The sequence below is a fragment of the Nocardia sp. NPDC003999 genome (genome assembly GCF_053604885.1).
Genome location: NZ_JBSGIB010000014.1, coordinates 19,903 through 38,723 on the forward strand (window position 1 = coordinate 19,903; position 18,821 = coordinate 38,723).

At 67.3% G+C, this 18,821-nt stretch carries 15 protein-coding genes; 8 read left to right on the plus strand and 7 right to left on the minus strand.

From position 1 onward, the window contains the following. Window positions 1-57: 57 nt before the first annotated feature. From ACWESM_RS24645 to ACWESM_RS24660, 4 genes are all read right to left on the minus strand, one after another. Window positions 58-1,851, minus strand: a complete 1,794-nt coding sequence (locus ACWESM_RS24645; protein WP_452493815.1) for an AMP-dependent synthetase/ligase — start codon at window positions 1,849-1,851, stop codon at window positions 58-60. Between the two features lie 119 nt (window positions 1,852-1,970). After that, a complete protein-coding gene (locus ACWESM_RS24650; RefSeq protein WP_356969729.1) occupies window positions 1,971-2,888 on the minus strand; it encodes an alpha/beta hydrolase in 918 nt (305 codons plus the stop codon). Between the two features lie 21 nt (window positions 2,889-2,909). Beyond that, window positions 2,910-3,740, minus strand: a complete 831-nt coding sequence (locus tag ACWESM_RS24655; protein WP_355077329.1) for an SDR family NAD(P)-dependent oxidoreductase — start codon at window positions 3,738-3,740, stop codon at window positions 2,910-2,912. Next, entirely contained in the window at window positions 3,737-5,266 is a 1,530-nt protein-coding gene (locus ACWESM_RS24660; RefSeq protein WP_452493818.1) for a flavin-containing monooxygenase, read from the minus strand. The genes ACWESM_RS24655 and ACWESM_RS24660 overlap by 4 nt, the downstream gene beginning before the upstream one ends. A gap of 71 nt (window positions 5,267-5,337) precedes the next feature. On the opposite strand from ACWESM_RS24660, the gene ACWESM_RS24665 reads away from it, so the two are divergent. Beyond that, entirely contained in the window at window positions 5,338-5,970 is a 633-nt protein-coding gene (locus tag ACWESM_RS24665; protein ID WP_355077325.1) for a TetR/AcrR family transcriptional regulator, read from the plus strand. 39 nt (window positions 5,971-6,009) lie between these two features. Here ACWESM_RS24665 and ACWESM_RS24670 read toward each other — a convergent pair whose 3' ends face one another. After that, complete coding sequence (locus tag ACWESM_RS24670) at window positions 6,010-6,453, minus strand: MarR family winged helix-turn-helix transcriptional regulator (RefSeq protein ID WP_355077323.1); 444 nt, start codon at window positions 6,451-6,453, stop codon at window positions 6,010-6,012. A 56-nt stretch (window positions 6,454-6,509) separates the two neighbouring features. On the opposite strand from ACWESM_RS24670, the gene ACWESM_RS24675 reads away from it, so the two are divergent. Both ACWESM_RS24675 and ACWESM_RS24680 read left to right on the plus strand, forming a co-directional pair. Further along, window positions 6,510-7,535 carry a hypothetical protein gene (locus tag ACWESM_RS24675; protein WP_355077322.1) on the plus strand — a complete coding sequence of 342 codons (1,026 nt, stop codon included), beginning with the start codon at window positions 6,510-6,512 and terminating at the stop codon, window positions 7,533-7,535. A gap of 151 nt (window positions 7,536-7,686) precedes the next feature. Next, window positions 7,687-9,465 (plus strand): NERD domain-containing protein, encoded by a 1,779-nt coding sequence (locus tag ACWESM_RS24680; RefSeq protein ID WP_452493821.1) that lies wholly within the window; start codon window positions 7,687-7,689, stop codon window positions 9,463-9,465. Window positions 9,466-9,504: 39 nt separating this feature from the next. Here the strand turns inward: ACWESM_RS24680 and ACWESM_RS24685 are convergent, their stop codons facing one another. Next, window positions 9,505-13,668, minus strand: coding sequence for a CHAT domain-containing protein (locus ACWESM_RS24685; RefSeq protein ID WP_452493823.1), 4,164 nt, complete (start codon window positions 13,666-13,668; stop codon window positions 9,505-9,507). Between the two features lie 135 nt (window positions 13,669-13,803). Here ACWESM_RS24685 and ACWESM_RS24690 point away from each other — a divergent pair, with 135 nt between their 5' ends. From ACWESM_RS24690 to ACWESM_RS24700, 3 genes are all read left to right on the plus strand, one after another. Next, window positions 13,804-14,202, plus strand: a complete 399-nt coding sequence (locus ACWESM_RS24690; RefSeq protein WP_355077316.1) for a hypothetical protein — start codon at window positions 13,804-13,806, stop codon at window positions 14,200-14,202. Beyond that, the gene (locus tag ACWESM_RS24695; RefSeq protein ID WP_364438441.1) at window positions 14,202-15,122 is read left to right on the plus strand and encodes a hypothetical protein; all 921 of its coding nucleotides are present in this window, start codon (window positions 14,202-14,204) and stop codon (window positions 15,120-15,122) included. Before ACWESM_RS24690 ends, ACWESM_RS24695 begins: the two co-directional genes overlap by 1 nt. Window positions 15,123-15,242: 120 nt before the next feature. Then, window positions 15,243-16,148 carry an aromatic prenyltransferase gene (locus ACWESM_RS24700; RefSeq protein WP_355077312.1) on the plus strand — a complete coding sequence of 302 codons (906 nt, stop codon included), beginning with the start codon at window positions 15,243-15,245 and terminating at the stop codon, window positions 16,146-16,148. Window positions 16,149-16,701: 553 nt separating this feature from the next. Here the strand turns inward: ACWESM_RS24700 and ACWESM_RS24705 are convergent. Further along, entirely contained in the window at window positions 16,702-17,229 is a 528-nt protein-coding gene (locus tag ACWESM_RS24705; protein WP_364438445.1) for a MarR family winged helix-turn-helix transcriptional regulator, read from the minus strand. A gap of 70 nt (window positions 17,230-17,299) precedes the next feature. On the opposite strand from ACWESM_RS24705, the gene ACWESM_RS24710 reads away from it, so the two are divergent. Both ACWESM_RS24710 and ACWESM_RS24715 read left to right on the plus strand, forming a co-directional pair. Beyond that, window positions 17,300-17,980, plus strand: a complete 681-nt coding sequence (locus tag ACWESM_RS24710) for a hypothetical protein (RefSeq protein ID WP_364438448.1) — start codon at window positions 17,300-17,302, stop codon at window positions 17,978-17,980. A 3-nt stretch (window positions 17,981-17,983) separates the two neighbouring features. Continuing rightward, window positions 17,984-18,796: an SGNH/GDSL hydrolase family protein gene (locus tag ACWESM_RS24715; RefSeq protein ID WP_452493827.1), complete on the plus strand. Its 813-nt coding sequence runs from the start codon at window positions 17,984-17,986 to the stop codon at window positions 18,794-18,796. Window positions 18,797-18,821: the final 25 nt, after the last annotated feature.

Below are 18,821 nucleotides of genomic sequence, written 5' to 3' on the forward strand. Positions count from 1 at the left end.
GACCCGGACACGCGAAAGGCGCTGCCCGCGAACGGACAGCGCCTTTCCGCGATCGGTTCAGTTGTAGATGTTCGCCACGTCGTCGGCGTGCTGTTTCATCACGACGGCGCGCTTGAGCGACATCTTCGGGGTGAGTTCGCCGGTTTCCTGGGTCCAGTCGATGGTCAGCAGGCGGATCTTCTTGATCTGCTCGGCTTTCGACACCTTCTTGTTCGTCTCGGCCACCGCCGCGTTCACCTCGGCGAGCAGATCCGGGTTCTCGATCAGCTTCTCGATGGGGGTGTCGGCGGGCAGGCTGTTGCGTTCCTTCCAGCCGGGCAGCGACTCCGGGTCCAGCGTGATCAACGCGCCGATGAAGGGCTGGCCGTCACCGACCACCATCACCTGGCTGATCAGCGGGTGCGCCCGCAGCGAGTCCTCCAGCAGCGCGGGGGAGACGTTCTTGCCACCGGCGGTGACGATGATCTCCTTCTTGCGGCCGGTGATGGTGATGAAGCCGTCCCCGTCGATGGCGCCGAGGTCACCGGTCTTGAACCAGCCGTCCTCGAACGCGTCGTCGGTGGCCTCCGCGTTGCCCCAGTAGCCGCTGAACACGACCGAGCCGCGCAGCAGCAGCTCGCCGTCCTCGGCGATCTTGGCGGCGTGGCCCTCGATCGGCCGCCCGACCGAGCCGACCCGGATGTGCTCCGGGGTGTTGACCGCGATGGCCGCGGTGGTCTCGGTGAGGCCGTAGCCCTCGTAGATGGTGACGCCGACGCCGCGGAAGAAGTGGCCCAGTCGCGCGCCGAGCGGTCCGCCGCCGGAAACGGCGGCCTCGCACTGGCCGCCGAGCGCGGCGCGCAGCTTGGCGTACACCAGCCTGTCGAACAGCGCGTGCTTCAGCTTCAGCGCCAGGCCCGGTCCGCCGTTGTCGAGTGCCTCGCTCCATACGATCGCGGTATCGGCGGCGGCGTCGAAGATCTTGCCCTTGCCGCCGTCGTGCGCCTTCTGCTTGGCGCTGTTGAACACCTTCTCGAACACCCGGGGCACCGAGAGGATGAAGTGCGGCTGGTAGCTGCCGAACTGCTCGACCAGGGTGGACCAGTCGGCGGTGTGCGCGACGACCACCTTCGCGTCGAACGCGGCCAGCGCCACGGCGCGGGCGAAGACGTGCGCCAGCGGCAGGAACATGAGGGTCTTCTTGCCCTCGGTGACGTACTTGTTCAGCGCGATCCGGTCGGACTTGGACTCCGCGTACAGGTTCGCGTGGGTCAGCATGACGCCCTTCGGGCGGCCCGTGGTGCCCGAGGTGTAGATCAGGGTGGCGGGCGACTGCGCGCCGACCTGTGCGCGGCGCTCGTGCACGGCCTGGTCGTCCAGGTCGGCGCCGCGGCCGAGCAGCTCGTCCACCGCGCCCTTGTCGATCTGCAGGATCTCCCGCAGCTCGGGCAGCGCCCCGGTTTCGATCTCGTCGATCACCTTCCGGTGCTTGTCGCTGTCCACGAACAGCAGCTTGGTGGCCGAGTCCTGCAGGATCCACTTGGCCTGCTCGGCGGCGGAGCTGTCGTAGATCGCGACGGTGCAGCCGCCCGCGGCCCAGATGGCGAAGTCGAGGACGGCCCACTCGTAGCGGGTGGGGGCCATGATGGCGACGCGATCGCCGAGTTCGAGACCCGAAGCGATCAGGCCTTTCGCCACCCCGGTAACGGTTTTCGCGAACTCGGCGGCGGTGACGTCCCGCCAGCCGCCACTGCCGTTCGGCACGTTGAACAGCACCGTATTCGGCGACTGCTCGGCGTGGCGGAAGACGTTGTCGGAATTGTTCGCGTCATCCGGAATGGTGTAAGAAGCCGGGACTTCGAACTCTCGCATCAGTGCCCTTCCACGTGGGTTTACTCGCCAGTAATCTACGACACCTGCGCCGGGCCCGTGAGGTCGACCACCGCCAATCGCCTCCGTACATCACCGCAGGCTGGGGACCCGCTCGAATTTCATCCTAGTTCGCGCAGGTCCGCCGGTTGAATCGCTTCGCGCAGGAACTCGGCGAGTTCGCACAGCGCGGCCGCTGCGGGCGCCGCCAGCGCGGCCTGCAATTGAGCGACGTGCCACAAGCCCTTGCTCTCGGTGAAGCGCACGTGTACCCCCGCCTCGCGCAGCGCGGCGACCAGCGCGACGCACTGCCGGTGCAGCAGTTCGCTGACGTCCACCTGCACGTAGGTCGGCGGCAGGCCGCGCAGTTCGCCGGTCAGGGGTGCGTAAGCCGGGTCGGCGGAATCGCTGTCGCCCAGGTAAGCGGCGGCGCAGGCGCGTGACCAGGGCCTGTTGATAACCAGATCGCGTTCCCGCTCCGGGATCTCGTTCGGGTCCGCCCACGGCGCGATCAGACCGAGCGCGGCCGGGGTCTGCCCGTGCCGGGCGATCAGTCGCTGCGCCAGCGCGAGCGACAGACCGCCGCCCGCGGAGTCACCGGAGACGGCGATCTGGTCCGGCCGCAGTCCCGAGGTCGCCACCAGCTCCAGGAACGCCGCCTCGGCGTCGTCCAGTGCCGCGGGGAAGGGGTGCTCCGGCGCGAGCCGGTAGTCGAGCACGTAGACCGCGCAACCGATGTCTCGTGCCAGCCGGGCCGCGAGCGAGCGATGTGTCGCGACCGAGCCGACCGCGTATCCGCCTCCGTGGAGATAGAGCACGGCACCGTGCTCGGAGGTGTCCGCGAAATCGATCCGCTCGGCGGGCCTGCCGCCAAGGCGCACGGGCCGCACGACAGCGCCCGCGGGCAGCAACTGCGCCCGCGAAGTCACGTCGAGCAGCCTGCGCTGCACCGTGAACGGCAATCGCTTGTTCAGCGTGACCCGGAAGATCGGATTCAGTATCGCCCGCGCGAGGGGCAGTGGCAGGTCGATGTCCCGCATTCGTCGTTCCTCGAATCCGGGTCAGGGCAGGAAGCGGCGTTCGACGTTGGCCGCGATCCGCTGGTAGCCCGACGCGGTGACCCGGACGAACAGATCCAGCAGTTTGGCCTCCCAGCCGATCAGCACGCGGCCGTGCCCCTTGCGCACGCCCTCGACGATGGTCTGCGCCGCCATCTCCGGGGTGTGGATGGCCAGCTTCCGGTCGAACATCGTCGCGGCCGACTTGGCGTCGATGCCCTCGGCGTAGGTGGCGTTGCGCGCGACCGCGGTCTTGATGCCGCCGGGGTGCACGCAGGTGACCTTGACCGGGTGCCGCGCGACCAGCATCTCCTGGCGCAGCGACTCGGTGAAGCCGCGCACCGCGAACTTCGCCGCGTTGTAGGCGCTCTGCCCGGGAATCGCGATCAGGCCGAAAAGGCTGGACACATTGACGACGTGGCCGTCGCCGGACTCGATGACCATCGGCAGGAACGCCTTGGTGCCGTTGACGACGCCCCAGAAATCGACGTCCATCACGCGTTCGAAGTCCTTGTACTCCGAGCGGATGACCTCGCCGTGGTGGGCGATGCCCGCGTTGTTGTAGATCTGGTGCACCGTGCCGAAGTGCGCTTTCACCGCGTCGGCGTAGAGGATCACCGCTTCGCGTTCGACCACGTTCAGCCGGTCGGACTTGACCTCGGCGCCGAGCTGTTCGCAGCGGCGTACGGTCTCGTTCAAACCGTCGACGTCGATGTCCGACAGTGCCAGTTTGGCGCCGCGCCGGGCCAGATTCATTGCCAGCGCACGGCCGATCCCGGAACCCGCTCCGGTGATCACACATACCTTGTTCTCGAAGTAAGCGTCACTGCTCACGATGCCACTGCTTTCAAATCGGCCCGGGAAATGGAGATGTCGTACGCCGCCACGTCGAATGTCTTGGTCAGCCTACGGAATTCGAAAGTGAAGTCCGGCCACAACGTGGTGTTGTTGCCGTGCTTGTCCAGGTACCAGCTCGAGCACCCGCCGGTCAGCCAGACGCTGCCCGCCAGCTTCGCCTGCAGGTCGGCGTTGTAGGCATCCTGCACGTCGCGGCGCACCTCCACGGTACGCAGGTCGAGGCGGTCGATGGTAGCCAGTGCGTCGGCGATGTAATTGATCTGAGATTCGATCATGTACACCATCGAGGTGTGCCCGAGGCCGACGTTCGGGCCGAGCAGGAAGAACAAATTGGGGTAATTGGCGATCGCGGAGCCCTTGTAGCCCTGCTGGCCGAGCTCGTCGAATACCTCTGCCAAAGTGCGACCGTCACGGCCCGCGATGGTGTTGTAAGTGGGGGAGTCGGTGACGTGGAAGCCGGTCGCCACGATCAACGCGTCGATCTCGCGCTCGGTGCCGTCCTCGGTGACGATCGAGTTCGCGCGCACCTCGGCGATGCCGTCGGTGACCACGTCGACGTTGGGGCGCGACAGCGCGGGGTAGTAGTCGTTGGAGATCAGCATGCGCTTGCAGCCGATCCGGAAATTCGGCGTGACCTTGGCGCGCAGCTGCGGATCGCGGATCTCGTGGCGGAGTTTGGCCTTCGCGATCGCCTCGAACAACTGCATCAGGGCAGGCACCTTGGCCAGGCCGACCACCTGGGTCTCGCGCGCGGCGTAGATGGCCGCGCGGGATAGTCGCTGCAGACCCGGCACGTACTTGAAGGCCATTCGCTCGGCCTTCGTGTACGGGCGGTCCAGGCGCGGCAGCAGCCACGGCGCCGTGCGCTGGTAGACGTCCAGGTGGCCGACCTTCGGGGCGATGGCGGGCACGATCTGGATCGCCGAGGCGCCGGTGCCGATGATGGCGACCCGCTTGCCGGTGAGGTCGGCGTCGTGGTTCCAGCGGGCGGAGTGGAAGATCTCGCCTTCGAATTCGCCGATGCCTTTGATGTCCGGCAGCGCGGGCTCGCACAGCGCGCCGACCGCGGAGACCACCGTGTTCGCGGTGAAGCTGCCTTTGGTCGACTCGATCTCCCAGAGCGCGGTCTCGTCGTTCCAGCGGGCGCTGGTCACGTCGCAGTCGAAGATGTGCTTGTCACGCACGTCGTAGCGCTTCGACACGTCCTGGATGTACTGCTGGATCTCGCCCTGCCGGGAGAACGACCGCGACCAGTTCGGGTTCAGCGCGAACGAGTACGAGTACAGGTGCGAAGGCACGTCGCAGGCCGCGCCGGGGTAGGTGTTGTCCCGCCAGGTGCCGCCGACGTCGCTGCCGCGCTCCAGCACGAGGAAGTCGTTGCGACCCTGCTGGGTCAGCCGGATGGCCAGACCCAGGCCCGCGAACCCGCTGCCGATGATGATCGTCTTGGCGTGGCGCGCGGGTCGGCCGGCGACAGCTTTGTCTGTAACCTTGCGACTCATGTAACCGAGCCTACGGTCCTATTGAGCGTGAGTCAACAGTGTATTGACTGACGTTCAGTAGGATTGGGCGCGTGACGAGAACCCAGGGAGACGCCCCCAAGCGCACGCGGCTGAGTCCCGACGAGCGCCGCGAGCAGCTGATCACTCTGGGTGCGAAGATGCTCGGCGAGCGTTCCATCGAGGACATCTCCGTCAGCGAGATCGCCGCCGAGGCGGGCATCTCCCGCGGCCTGCTGTTCCATTACTTCCCGACCAAGCAGGACTTCCAGCTCGCGATCGTGCACCACGCCAACGCCGAACTGCTCGAGCGTGTCGCCCCGGACCGCTCGCTGGGCCTGTTCGAGATGCTGCGCGACTCGATCGAGCGCTACATCGAGTACGTCACGGAGAACCGGACCTCCTATCTGGCGCTGCTACGCGGCCCCACCAGCGTCAGCCCCGACCTGGCCCCGCTGGTCGACCAGACCCGCGACGCGATCATCGGGATCATCCTCGCGGAGACTCCCACTCCCATTGTGGAATCCGACCACCCCCGCCTCATGCTCGCCATGCGCGGCTGGATCGCCTTCGTCGAGGAATCCACGCTCACCTGGCTGCGCTCGGAGCCCATCTCGCGTACGGAGCTGATCGATCTGCTGGTCGAATCGTTGATCGCCATCGCGTTCTCCGTGGACCCGGATCTGGCCGCGGCGCTGCGAGGTTGAGGGGGCTCGCTCGCGTCCGCCGCGCCGGCCGTGGGCCGATCAGCCGTCCGCCGCGTTGTAGCGGACCAGGTACCCGGCGAGTTCGGCGAGGTCCTCGTCGTCCCAGTCGCGGAACCGTTCCGCGAACGCCTCCCGGCGGCGCTGCTCGGCCTCCCGTGCGATCCGCTGCCCGGCGGGGGTGGCGCGCAGGATGTGGTTGCGGCGATTGGCGGGATCGACCTCCCGGGTGAGATACCCGAGCCGTTCCAGCGCCGCAACCTGCCTGCTCACCGTGGATTTGTCCAGCAGGAAGTGTTCGGCCAGTTCGGTGGCCAGGCAGCCGTCGCGTTCGATGACCAGGTCCAGGATGCTCGACGCGACCAGCGGCAGTTCCGGATGCAGTTCGGCGGCTCGGCCACGGGCTCGGCGGGCGAATGCGGTGAGCTCGCGCTGAATGGTGTGGATCGCGGTCGAGCGAGTGGGGAATGCCGGAGATTGCCGCATGGTTGTATAGTACAACGAAGATAGTTGTATTTACCAACCTTTTGGGGAGTCGTCTCATGCACCAACTACGGCATGTCGCCGCGCATCTGCTCACCCCACTGCTGATGTGCCTCGGCATGGCACTGGCGTATCTGGGCGCGTTCCACCAGCCCGAGCCGAACCACCTGAAGGTGGCGATCGTGGGTGACGCACCGCAGGTCAAGGTGCTGGCTCAGACGCTGAAGGACCGGGCCGGAGACGCGCTGGAGGTTGTCACTCTGCCAGGTCGGGAGGAGGCGGTGCGGCAGTTGCGGGAGCGGACACTGGCCGGCGCCTACGTGCCGGAATCGCACGAAGCGCTGGTCGCCAAGGCTGGTTCCGACACCACGGCGATGGCGGCCGAGGCCGTCTTCGACCGGATCGCCGCCCAGCAGGGCGCACCGGTCGAGGTCACCGATATCGCTCCGCCGAGCACCGGCGATCCGACCGCGCAGGGCTTGTTCTTCCTGCTGGTGGCATTGAGCATCGGCTCCTACGGCAGCGTCGCGGCGATCGGCGCGGCCGGGGCGGGACTGAGCATGGGCGTTCGCGCGCTGCTGGGCCTGGTCACGTCGCTGGCGGTGAGCGTCATCGGACTCGGCGTCGCGGGGCCGGTATTCCATGTGGTCGACCACGACTACGCCGCCGTCTGGGCGATGTCGTGGCTGTATTCGGCTGGGATTCTCGCGGTGGGCATCGGGCTGCACACCTTCTTACGGCGCTGGACCACGCTGACGATGATGGTGCTGTTCGTGATGCTCAACTTCACGACATCGGGCGGCGTGTACGGGCCGTGGCTGCAGAACGATTTCTTCGGCGCGCTGCATTCGTTCTGGAACGGAGCGGGTTTCGTCGAAGGCGCGCGCACCCTGTTGTACTTCGACGGCGGTGCGGGATTCGGCAACCGGGTGTTGAGCTTGGTGCTGTGGCTGGCGGCCGGTGCGGGACTGGTCCTGGTGGCGGGCGGCTACGAGCGCAGGCTGCGCACGGCCGCGCGCACCGAGACGGTCGGCGTCACGGAACATGCGGCCGAGGAAGAGATCGAAGAAGCGGTCGGGGTCTGACGCACCCGAGTGTGGCGCTGCCCACACGCCGTCCTTCGCACGCCCTTGTGCTGCCAATATCCTGCTGCTCCAGTGCCTTTCGATTTTGTGGCGGAAATCCCGGCGCATACCGTTGTGTGGTCGATGGTGTGGACGGCGATGGAGGCCGCCGATGTTGGTCATCAATGAACGAACGACGGCGCCGCGATCCGAACAGCGCGTGCTCGACTGGATGCGGAGCTGGACCGGCCAGTACGTCATTGTGGGACTCGCGATCTCGGGGTGTTACCTACCCGACCGCGAGCGCAAGGACGAAACGCAAGAAGCCGATCTGGTGGTGATCACACCCAGGGCGGCGGTCGTCGTCGAGGTCAAGGGCACCGTCCCGGAGGCGACGAGCGGTGTCCTGTCGGTGCAGGCCAACGGACGCTGGCGGCTGTCCGGCTACGCGGGCGACCCGATCCACGTGCGCGACCACGACAGCAGCCCGTTCGACCAGGTGACGAACAACGTCTTCAACTTGAAGACGCTGGTGCGCAAGCACAATGCCGAGGCATTCGTCGACGGACTGATCGTCGTGGTGCCGCCCAAGGATTCGAACCTCACGCTCAACATCGAGTCGCGCAGGCGCGGATGCGCGGTGGTGCTCGGAGCCGGGCAGGCCGACCTGCGCGCGTGGTTCCACCGCACCGCGAGCCGCAAGCTCATCTGGACCGCCGAACGCACCCACGCCCTCCTGACGGACTTGAACCTGGGCGACCAGATCACCATCGACGACCTGGTGGCGGATGGTTTTCCGGCGGAGCGGAAGTTACGGGCCGGGACGCTGGCGGCGTTGGAGAGCGTGACGCGGAAGGCTCCCGAGCTCGAGGGTAGGACGTCCAGCGAGGATTCGGACACCGACGACGTGTCGGCTGGTTCGGACGCGCCACCGGTCGACGCCGTGCCCGAGCCGCACGACCTCGATCCGGATGCTGCGCGACTCAGCGAATCCGGTTCGACGCGAACCGTCGAAAACGGTGACGAGGCAGATGAGGGTTATCAGCAGGTCCCGCAGGTAGATCAGTCGCCCGCGTCGCAGTCCGCGATGCCTGCGCTGGAGCAGACCGACGCCTCGGGAACCGTGGCCGCGCAGGTTGTCGACGAGCACGAGGGCTCGGAGTTCGAGCCGTCGACGCGGCCCAGTGCCGAAAGCGCACAGCGAGCCCAAGGGGCGTCGTCGACGGCTGGACAGTCACTCGAGTACACGGATGTGCCAGGCGGCAGCCAAAGGGTGTCCGCGTCAGAGTCGCATTCCCCGCAGGCACTTGTCGCCGTAGCTGCGCAGGCGCAACCCGCCCAGGCGGATCCCTTCGCGCCGGAATACCTCGCGCCGGAGCCCGAATCACATCCCGCGGCGTCGGACCCGACAACTGATGCCGAGCACGCGGAGCCGCCTCGGTTCGAAGGCCGACTCGCGGCGAAGCCCGCACCGTCGTCCTTCACGGACAACTGGTCGTCGTGGATCGAGCCCGCCGCCGACCGGCCTCGGAGCCCACGTCCGGTGCAGGCGCCTCCGCCGAGCCGGCCCGCATCGTGGTCAACGCCCACCCCCGCGCCCGAGCCGCTGCGCCGACCCACGCCGACGGCTGTGCTCGAGCGCCGTCCACGGGTCCCGGTTCGCGAGCAGATAACCGCCCTGTCCGCGCGGATCCCCGGTCGCACCTCCGAGAAATCGAAGTCACGCGGCCACCGCTCGCAACAGATCGCCGCGGTGGCGCTGATCGTGCTGGTCATCGGCACGATATGGATACTGGCCGCCTCCTGCTCGACCCCCACCGGCGGCGCTGTGCAACCCACCCAAGCGCCTGTGCTCACGACCGAGGCGGTTCCCCCACCGCCGCCCGTCACGGAGACCCCGGCCCGCATGAACCTGCTGCCTCTGTGCACTCCGCTCACGCCGAAGTGCTGACGACGCAGGCGGGCATGCGGGGCCGATCGAGGTCGGCTCTCATGCCCCGGCGTGAAGGTAGGCGGCCCAGAGCGAGGGGGTGGCGGGAAGCGCGTCGCGCACAGCCTGGATGGCGCGATGCAGCGCGTATGCGGCATCGGTCACGTCCGGGTCGGTGACCAGAGCGGCGTAGAAGGCGTCGGCCACCTGCACGGCGATTTCGTCGTCGATGGGCCACAGTGTGCCGATGACGTGTGGGTATCCGGCGAGTTGGAACGCCGAGGTGAGGTGAATGGCTTCGTCGAGGAGCCGGGTGTTGGTGGTGAGGGCGGTTTCGCAGGCCGAAAGGTAGGCCAGACGCGCGTGGTCGAGGTGGACCGGGGCGAGTTCGGCGACGGTGAGCGGGTCCGCGTCGTGGTCGTGCAGCAGCAGGTGGCTGCGGGATGGGTCGGCCGGATCGGTGGTGCCGTGGCAGGCGAAGTGCGCGATGGCGCAGTCGGCCAGGCGATTCAAGACATTGGCCTTGGTCGGAAGGGTTGTGGCGGAGTCCGCTCCAGCGAGATCGACCTGGATGCCGGAGTCCGGCTCGGTGAGCGTGATCGACGACGACAGGTGGGCGGCGACCGTGCGGACTTCCTCGGGCACGTGGTGCAGGCGCCCCGCTACGCCGGGGGTGGTAGGCATCGCGACGATGAGTGCGGGCCTGCGTGCGGACGGCTCGGTGCTCGGTGAGCGCCGCCGCGCATGGCGGAGGGCGGCGATGGTGGGGGTGTAGGAGGAGACAACCCGGTCCAGCACCGCCCGGCCCGCGGGATCAGGTGGTGCGGTGTGATAGCCCGCGGCGTGGATGGGCAGTAGACCCAGCAGACCCCCGGGTATCCACCACACCCGCGGGCCGGTCCGGTCCACAGGGAACCGATCGCGGTAGCCCAAGGCGTCCAGAACCGGGCCTGCGGCGTTGTCCCACAGCCATTCCAAGATCCGGCTGAGCTGTCGTTGGGCGGTTTGCCGCTCCGGCCCGGTACCGCCGTGACCAGCGGCCTGCAAGGCTTCGTGGAAGGCGAGAACCTGGTCGATCACGGTCTCGAGCGGCAGGCCGGGCAGCGGCAGACAGGTCGCTGCGCCGGCGGTGAGCAGCAGCGCGTCGCTGCGGTGACCGCTGATGTTGAACACCACCACCGGGCCTCGGCCGGCCTGAGCGATGAGTTCCGCCGCCGACGGCGGCAGGGCGAAGTACTCGAATCCGCGCTGCGCCCGGATCCGCGCCAGCACGTCGTTCAACTCCCGCGCCGAGCGCGCCCGGTCCGCTATGGGGTCGGCTGCCGCGTCCGACGCGGCGGCGGCATGGGGAGTTCGGTCGAGAAGTTTCCGAAGCCGGACGAAATCGGCGGCCAGATCTGGATGCTGGTCTGCGAGGTCGGCTATGTCGCCGCGCACTTGCAACGCTTGGCTCAACAGCACCGCCCGCCCCGCCTCCAGCAGCTGCAATGCCAGGACGGGCCGCTGGTCCGGCGGTGTGGACGGATCGTCCAGCGCCAGTGCCGCCGCGTCGGAGGCGATTCCAGCGTACTCGCCCAGAGCATGTTGTTGATCCGACCGCGCCAACTCACGTGGCGCGACTTCGGGCAACAAGCGGACCGCCCGCCGCAGCAGTTCCGCCGCCCGGCCCGGCTGCGCCGTCGCGGTGAGCTCGGCGGCGCCGCGAGCAGCCCGGATGCGCAGGGACGGAGCCGCTGTGGCCAGTTCCGCAGCCTCCTGCAAGGCGGTCGTCGCCTCCTCCCGATCAGACGCCATGCCTGTCCGCGAGTATCGGGCCCGCAAAGCTTCGGCGAGGTTGACCTGCATGACGGCGTGGCCAGGGTGCCCGGTCGGGATGGCCGCGACCGCCTGCCGGGCGAGACGGATCGCGTCGTCCAGATCGTGTGTCGTGCCCGTCGATTCATACCGAATCGTCAGGGGCACGGCGAGGTTCGACAGTCGGTTGGCGCGTTCGGGGTGGTCGGTCGGCGTGGCCGCGACTGCCAGCCGGCCCATCCGGATCGCCTCGCCCAAGTCATCCGCCGTTTCCGTACGCTCGGAGCGCTTCCAAAGCACCACTCCGAGGTCGGCCAGTATCCCGGCGCGTGCGGGGTGGTCGACCGGGGTGATGTCCACGGCTTTCCGGAGCGTGGCTATGGCTTCGTCCGCGTCGGCGATCATGCCCGTCCGCTCGAACCGGCTCAGCAGGAAGGCCGCGAGTTCGGTCGACATGATGGGAAGGTCAGGATGGTCTTCGGGTGTGGCCGCGACCGACTGCCGACCCATTCGGATCGCTTCGTCCAGATCGGCCATCGCGCCGGTTCGCTGGAATCGAATCCGCAAAGGGATGGCTAGATTGGACAGATGGCGGGCTCGGAGGGGGTGGTCGTCCGGTATGGCCGCCACCGCTCGTCGGTTCGCGTATATCGCCTCGTCCAGGTCGACCGGGGCTCCGGTTCGATCGAACCGCTTCCACAATGCGACACCGAGATTGGACAGCAGCGTGACAAGATCGGGATGGTCGGGGGCAAGAACGTCCGCGGCATTCCGGAGGGTGGCGATCGCCTCGTCGAGGTCCGGCGTCTGCCCCGTACGGTGAAATCGGCTCACCAGGCAGATCGCGAGATTGGACCCGGTGGCGGCCGAGCCGGGATGGCCGGTGGGTGTGGCAACGACCGACTCCCGTCCGATCCGGATCGCTTCGTCCAAGTCGGCCATTTCGCCTGTCCGGTGAAACCGGCTCGCCAGGCAGGTAACGAGATTGGACAGTGTTTTGGCCAGGTCAGGGTGGCCGGTGGGCAGGGCTGTCACCGCCTGTCGGCCGAGTTCGATCGCCTCGTCCAGATCGGGCAGCTCGCCGGTCCGCTCGAACCGCTTCAGCAGGGTGACGGCGGAATTGGTCAGTATGCTCGCCAGATCGGGATGATCGGGAGACGTGACGTCCACGGCTTTCCGGAAGGTGATGACGGCCTCGTTCAGATCGCTCATTTCGCCGTTTCGCTCGAACCGCCGCAGTACCGCGACCCCCTGACCGGACAGGATGTTGCCGAAGTCGAAGCGGCCGAAGCCGGTTTCCACCGCCTGTCGGCCGACCTGAATCGCCTCGTCCAGGTCGGCCTGGGCCCCGGTCCTTTCGAAACGGTTCAAAAGGGCGATACCGAGATCGGACAGCGACACCGGGCGGACTGTTCGGTCGACGAGGTCCACATTCACGGCTTTCCGCAGGGTGGCGACGGCCTCGTCCAGATCGGCTGTCGAGCCTGTTCGCTCGGACCGGAGCCGTAGCGCTGATCCGAGGATGGACATACTTTCGGCACGGTCGGGATGCTCTGGGGCTGTGACCATTACCGCTCGTCGACCGATTTCGATCGCCTCATCTAGATCGTCCGGTAGACCCGCGCGTGCGAACCGGTGCACCAGAGCCCGGCAGAGGCTGGTCATGTGGTCGGCACGCTTGGGGTGGTCGGGGGATGTTTCTGCTATCGCCTGCCGACCTACTCGGATCGCTTCCTCCAGGTCGGCCTGCCCGCCCGTTCGCTCGGCCCTTAGCCGTAAGGAGATCCCGAGATCGGACAGAATGCTGGAACGCTCGGGGTGGTACGGGGCCGCGGCCACCGCCTGTCGGCCGAGTTGGATCGCCTCGTCCAGATCGGGCAGCGCCATCGTCAACGTGAACTGATGCCGCAGGGCGCGACTCAGCGCGCTGATCCTTTGGGCCCGCTCGGGGTGATCGGTGGGCGTGGCCGCGATCGTCAGCCGCATTGTCCGGGCCATCTCGTCCAGATCGGCCATCGCGCCCGTCCGCTCGAACCGGATCTTCAGGGCTGCAGCGATGAAACCCAGCAGGCCGTCCACGGGGCGATCGGGTGGCGTGGCGTCCACCGCGCGTCGAGCTGTCCGGATCGCCTCGTCCAAGTCGGGCGGCATCCCGGTCCGCTGGAAACGGATCCAGAGTCCGCCGCCGAGTTCGGTCAGTATGACGGCGAGGTTCGGGTGACCGGCGGGAGTGGCCTCCACGGCTTTCCGGAGGGAGACGATGGCTTCGTCCAGGTCGGCGATGGCCCCTGTCTGCTTGAACCGGCGATAAAACGCGTCACCGAGGCGGAACAGGCACAGCACCCGCGTGGGGTGGCCGTTCGGAAGGGTGGTCAGCTTGCGTTGCCACAGTTTGATTTCGGCCGTGATGATGGTGGCGTTGATCGTCATACCGCATCCATCCCCCTGCCCTATCGAGCCACGCTGATCACACGGCCACCCGTGGCACAACGGTTTACGGCGATATGATCACACGACACGCTCGCCGGATCGTGGCCTCGGCGGCAGTGCCCATCGTATTCACCTGTGCACCTGGGGGTTCGGTTGCCGCCGTCGCAAGATGCAACTCGGGTCACCGCCGGGCTGGCGTATCTGTGCGGTCATCTGCAGGAGATCCGCGGCACTCTCGGCGATGACGGGACGGACATTTCGACCCCGCTGCACAAGCTGCTCAGCTCGGTCCGATCGGGGGACGGTGCGGGCATCGCCGCCGCGCTGGACGGGGTGCACACCGCTCTGCGGGCGGCCGGCGATGCGCGCGGTGTGTATGGACACCACCGCGGTCTGGTGCCGGTCGGCGTGCACAGCATCGAAGTCGTCTACCGCTGCCCGCTCGAACGCTGCGACGGCCGCGACGATGTCGATGCCGAGCCGCCCCGATGCGCCGTCAGCGGACGGGAATTACGGCGCGAACGGCTCTCCTGATGAACGGGTTGTGGAGTGAACTCGCCAAAAAGATGGCCGAGAAATGGTTTTCGCTTCTCGTGTTGCCCGGCGCGTTCTATCTGGCGGTCACCGCCACCGCGCTCACTCTCGGCCACGCGCATGCGTTGGACATCGGCCTGCTCACCCGACATATCACCGACTACGCCAGAAATCCCGGGGTGACCAGCACGGGCGGGCAGGTCGTCGTCTTGGCCGCGATTCTCGCAGCCGCCGCGGCGGTCGGTTTCGTCGCACAATCGATCGGAACGTTTGTGGAGCGGGCTGTGCTGGCGGCGGAATGGCAGGCTTGGCCGATTCCCGTCCGGTTCGCCGCTCGGTGGTCGCTCGCCCGCCGTCAGCGTCGGTGGGACAGCGCCAACGCCGACTACCTCCGTGAATACCAGAATGCCTTGACTCCCGATCCGGCGTCCCGGCCCGACCCGGCGCTCAGGCACCGTGCGGCACGCGCGCGAGCAAGGATTTCGGTCGAGCGGCCCGAGCGCCCGACCTGGAGCGGCGACCGAATCCAAGCAACGGCGATTCGACTCGATCGCGATCACCATCTCGACCTTGCGACCGTGTGGCCGTCGCTGTGGCTGGTCCTGCCGGACCCCGTGCGCGAGCAGATCACCACCGCCCGCACCGCTCTCTCGCGAGCGACCACGCTTGCGGCCTGGTCCGTTCTCTACCTCGTTCTGACCGTCTGGTGGTGGCCCGCCGCACCTCTCGCCGTCGTCATCGCCGCGACCGCTCATCACCGAATCCGCGCTACCACCGATGCCTACGCCACCCTGCTGGAAAACGCCACACGCCTGCACACCACCACCCTCGCCACCCAGCTCGGCATCGACCACACCGGTCCCCTCGGCCCGCATCTGGGTCATGCCCTCACCCGCCACCTCCGTTCGTCGACCGCGTGACCATGGATGGATGCGGTGCCTGCATTCCCACACGTGGCATCCGGCGCTGAGTTGCATTCTGGTTGAATGGAATTGGCGCAACCGTGATGTTGCTCGTAGCACCGATCTCTGGAAGGACGCGTGTTCACCACTACCGAATCCGAGCTGGAAGATCTCTACGCGGCCATCGAGGAATCCGCGCGGCTATGGAACGTGCCCTGCACTCGAGAAGCTGTCCGGCCCACTCTGACCGCGTACGGCGCGATGCTCACGCGTTCCGTGATCTCCCTCCGAGTGGTCACCGACGCCCGCCGCTCAGGAGACCTCGACTACCGCTTCTTGACGCTGCCGAGCGACATCGACCCCTATGACATCGCCCTTTCCAACGAACTCATTTCCGAGACCGATCATCCGGTCGGCGCTCTGCTGGACGAGGTCCGGGAACGGTGCCCGATCCACAGCTACGGGATCGATATCGGTGTAGTCGGCGGCTTCAAGAAAATCTGGCCGTTCTTTCCCGCCGACGGCATGCAGAAAGTATCGGAGCTCGCCGAGCTACCGTCCATGCCGCCCAGTCTCGCCGACCACGCCGGCATGTTCGCACGTCACGGCTTGGAGGATAAAGTCGGCTTGCTCGGTATCGACTACCACGACAAGACGATGAACGTGTACTTCCCCGGACTGTCGGCCGACTATTTCGAACCCCGCGCCATCGTGTCGCTGCACCGGGATGCCGGACTCCCGGACCCGAGCGATGACTTTCTCTCACTCACCGAGAAAGCATTCGATATATACGCCACCATCAGCTGGGAATCGCGCCGAATCGAGCGCCTCTGTTTTCCGGTGATAACACCGGACCCGACAACGCTCCCGGTTCGAATCGAACCGCGCTTCGAGCAACTCGTCGACAAAGTTCCGATCAGCACGACCGACCGTCGATTCACCTATGCCGCTACCTCGTCGCCCGATGGGGAGTCCTACAAGTTCAGTTGGTTCTACCAATGGCAGCCCAGGATATTGGACAGGATGAAGACGTCCGATTCATAGAACTGTCGATCGGGCGTTCCGTGCCAGCTGAAGCAATACCACTCCTGCTGACACAGCCTTTCGATAGTGGTGGCGAGCGGAGAGTTGGGCGGCCGCCTCGAACCGCGCCGCCCTGATGCAGACGGTGAGCGAGCGGTTTCGGGTGAACAGGCGCGGTTCACGCTTGCCTCTGACGGCCACTGCTTCCACGGCCGTCCTACCGGACCGCCCGGTGGCGTGCCCGGCCGAGCCGTTCGAGCGGACTGCCGAGAGCCGTCGTCAGGTCGGCGACTCTACTCGCGCAGGTGGGCGCAACGGCGATATCGGCAGTGGACGCCGCGTCAGCATCTGCGTGGTGACGATTACGGAGTTCACGCCAGGACCGTCTGTGACGTGGGGAACGCTATTCAACCGGCAACAACCTTCACCCGCATGTTGTACGGCGAGCGGCGCTGTGGGCCTACACGGCCACGTATGGGGGCGACGGGGCAGTGATCTCACCAGGTACTGCCACCCGCGTGAAGCCGTGGGCTGAACTGCTCCACCTGGAAGCGGCCTGGTGTCGGGTCGCGATCTATCCCTTCGTCTGATCGGTGGTGGGCGAGTTCGCGCGCTGGTATCCCGGGTGGACGCCCACGTCCAGACCTTGTTGATCGGCGATCCGCGCCAGCAGTGACGCCAATTGATCGCGTTCGGCGGGGGACAACGCCGCGGTGAGGTCGGCTTCGTGGGTCTGGAGCACCGGCCAAAGTTCGCCCATCAGCTGGTAGGCCGCCGGGGTCGGGTGCAGTTCGTGGTTGCGGCGGTCGGTGGCGCTGCGGCGGCGTTCGACGAGGCCTTTGCGGTCGAGGTTGTCGAGTAGGGCGACGACGCGGCTGGGAACCACGCCGAGTTCTTCCGCCAGAGCGCGCTGGCTGCGACCGGGGGACATGGCGATCATGCGCAGCACGCCGATATCGGGGGGAGTCAGGCCGAGCGGGGCGATGCGGTCGGTGAACCGCTGGGTGGCGTGTGCTCCGAGCTGGGCGAGCAGGAACGAGACCTGCCGGGTAAGGGCCTGTCGCGGAATCGGGTTGTCACCCGCTTGCTCTCCTGCTGTCACCGGGTTATCGTACACACGCCTCAATCGTTCACCGCAGTGAACGATTCACCTAGAAGAACGGACTCTTGTAATGAGCGCTCCCGCAATCGCTTCCACTCCACCGCGGCCGGATATACCCAGGCTGGGCCCGTCGCCGGGGGTCTTCGCCACCGCCTCGGCGGCGCTGTTCGTCGCCGGGTTGGCCGCGAGCACCGTCGCGGCCGGTGGCGATGTGTTTCCTTCCCCGTTCGCCGCGCCGGACGACGCGCTGTTCTACTTCACCGACCACCGCGACGCGGTCCGGCTGGGAGCGACGCTGCAGTTCGCCGCCGCGATCCCCGGTGCGCTGTTCGTCGCCGCGATCACCGCGCGGCTGCGGACGCGGGGCGCGCTCGCCCTCACCGGAGGCGCGCTCGCCACCGGATTCCTGATGCTGTCGGCGGTGGTGACCTGGGTGCTGACGGTGCCGGAGGTCGTCGAATCTCCGCACTTGGTGCGCGCTTTGCACACGCTGGCCTTCCTCGCGGGCGGCCCAGGCAATGTCGTCTCGACCGGGTTGCTCATCGCGGGCATCGCGTCGCCGGTAGCTGCCTTCCGTACCTGGCTGGCCAGGCTCGGCCTCGTCATCGCCGTCGCCGGACTGGCTACCACGGCAACGCTGATGCGCACGGAGGCCGCCGTACTGCTGCCGCTGGCCCGTTTCACCGGCATGGCGTGGTTGATCGCCGCTGGCTTCCTCGTCTCGAAATCATCTGCCGCAGAAACGGAATGACCGATGAATCCGCACATTGAGAAGCTCGTCCGATTCCAGCGTCCCGAACGCTCGCTGCCCTACCTCCCCGGCCTCGGCGCCGACCGCGTCGCACCGCTGTTCGGCCTCACCCCCGTCGAATACGAAAAGCTCTGTGCCGATTTCGATGAGCAGGCGCGCTGGGCGGCCGCTGCCCTCCTGGACGACGCCGCGGTGGCCGCCGCGGTGGATCGGCTGCCGCTTCGACCCGGACAGCACGTGGTCGCCTTGGGCGAAAGTTCGACCGCCGACCGGCTGTCGTGGTTCGAAATCCTGCGCTATCTGCTCGACCTGCGCAGACCCGACGATGCCATTCGGCTCACCAATCTCGCCGTCTCGGGGGCGACCACAACGCAGACGCTGACGCTCGCTCCCGCTCTGGGTTTCCAGCGCCCCGACTGGGTGTTCTGCCAGCTCGGCGCCAACGACGCCCAGCGCATCGGCGGCCCCGGCGGTCAGCGTCTGGTCGGCCTGGCCGAGACCGAACGCAACTTGCGCATACTCCGATCCCGCGCCCCCGAACCGGCGCAGTGGATCTGGCTCACCCCGACCACGGTCGACGAAGCCCGCGTCGCCGCGTTCGAGCCTTTCCAGCGAATCGGCATCGCCTGGACCCGAGCCGACATCGCCGACACCTCGACCGTGCTGCACGACCTGGCCGAGCTGACCGTCGACGTGGAGAACGACACGCTGCCAAACGGCGAGGACCCGCTGCTGCTCGATGACGGCGTGCACGCCACGTTGGCCGGTCAGCAGGCCGTAGCCGCCTCGTTCGTCGCCGCGTTGGCGGAATTGTGAGGGGTGCGGTGGGGTCCGTGGATCG

Coding starts and splice junctions, on each gene's coding strand:
- ACWESM_RS24645 (WP_452493815.1), bottom strand. CDS start 1,851: ATGCGAGAGTTCGAAGTCCCGGCTTCTTACACCATTCCGGATGACGCG.
- ACWESM_RS24650 (WP_356969729.1), bottom strand. CDS start 2,888: ATGCGGGACATCGACCTGCCACTGCCCCTCGCGCGGGCGATACTGAAT.
- ACWESM_RS24660 (WP_452493818.1), bottom strand. CDS start 5,266: ATGAGTCGCAAGGTTACAGACAAAGCTGTCGCCGGCCGACCCGCGCGC.
- ACWESM_RS24670 (WP_355077323.1), bottom strand. CDS start 6,453: ATGCGGCAATCTCCGGCATTCCCCACTCGCTCGACCGCGATCCACACC.
- ACWESM_RS24675 (WP_355077322.1), top strand. CDS start 6,510: ATGCACCAACTACGGCATGTCGCCGCGCATCTGCTCACCCCACTGCTG.
- ACWESM_RS24680 (WP_452493821.1), top strand. CDS start 7,687: ATGTTGGTCATCAATGAACGAACGACGGCGCCGCGATCCGAACAGCGC.
- ACWESM_RS24685 (WP_452493823.1), bottom strand. CDS start 13,668: ATGACGATCAACGCCACCATCATCACGGCCGAAATCAAACTGTGGCAA.
- ACWESM_RS24695 (WP_364438441.1), top strand. CDS start 14,202: ATGAACGGGTTGTGGAGTGAACTCGCCAAAAAGATGGCCGAGAAATGG.
- ACWESM_RS24710 (WP_364438448.1), top strand. CDS start 17,300: ATGAGCGCTCCCGCAATCGCTTCCACTCCACCGCGGCCGGATATACCC.
- ACWESM_RS24715 (WP_452493827.1), top strand. CDS start 17,984: ATGAATCCGCACATTGAGAAGCTCGTCCGATTCCAGCGTCCCGAACGC.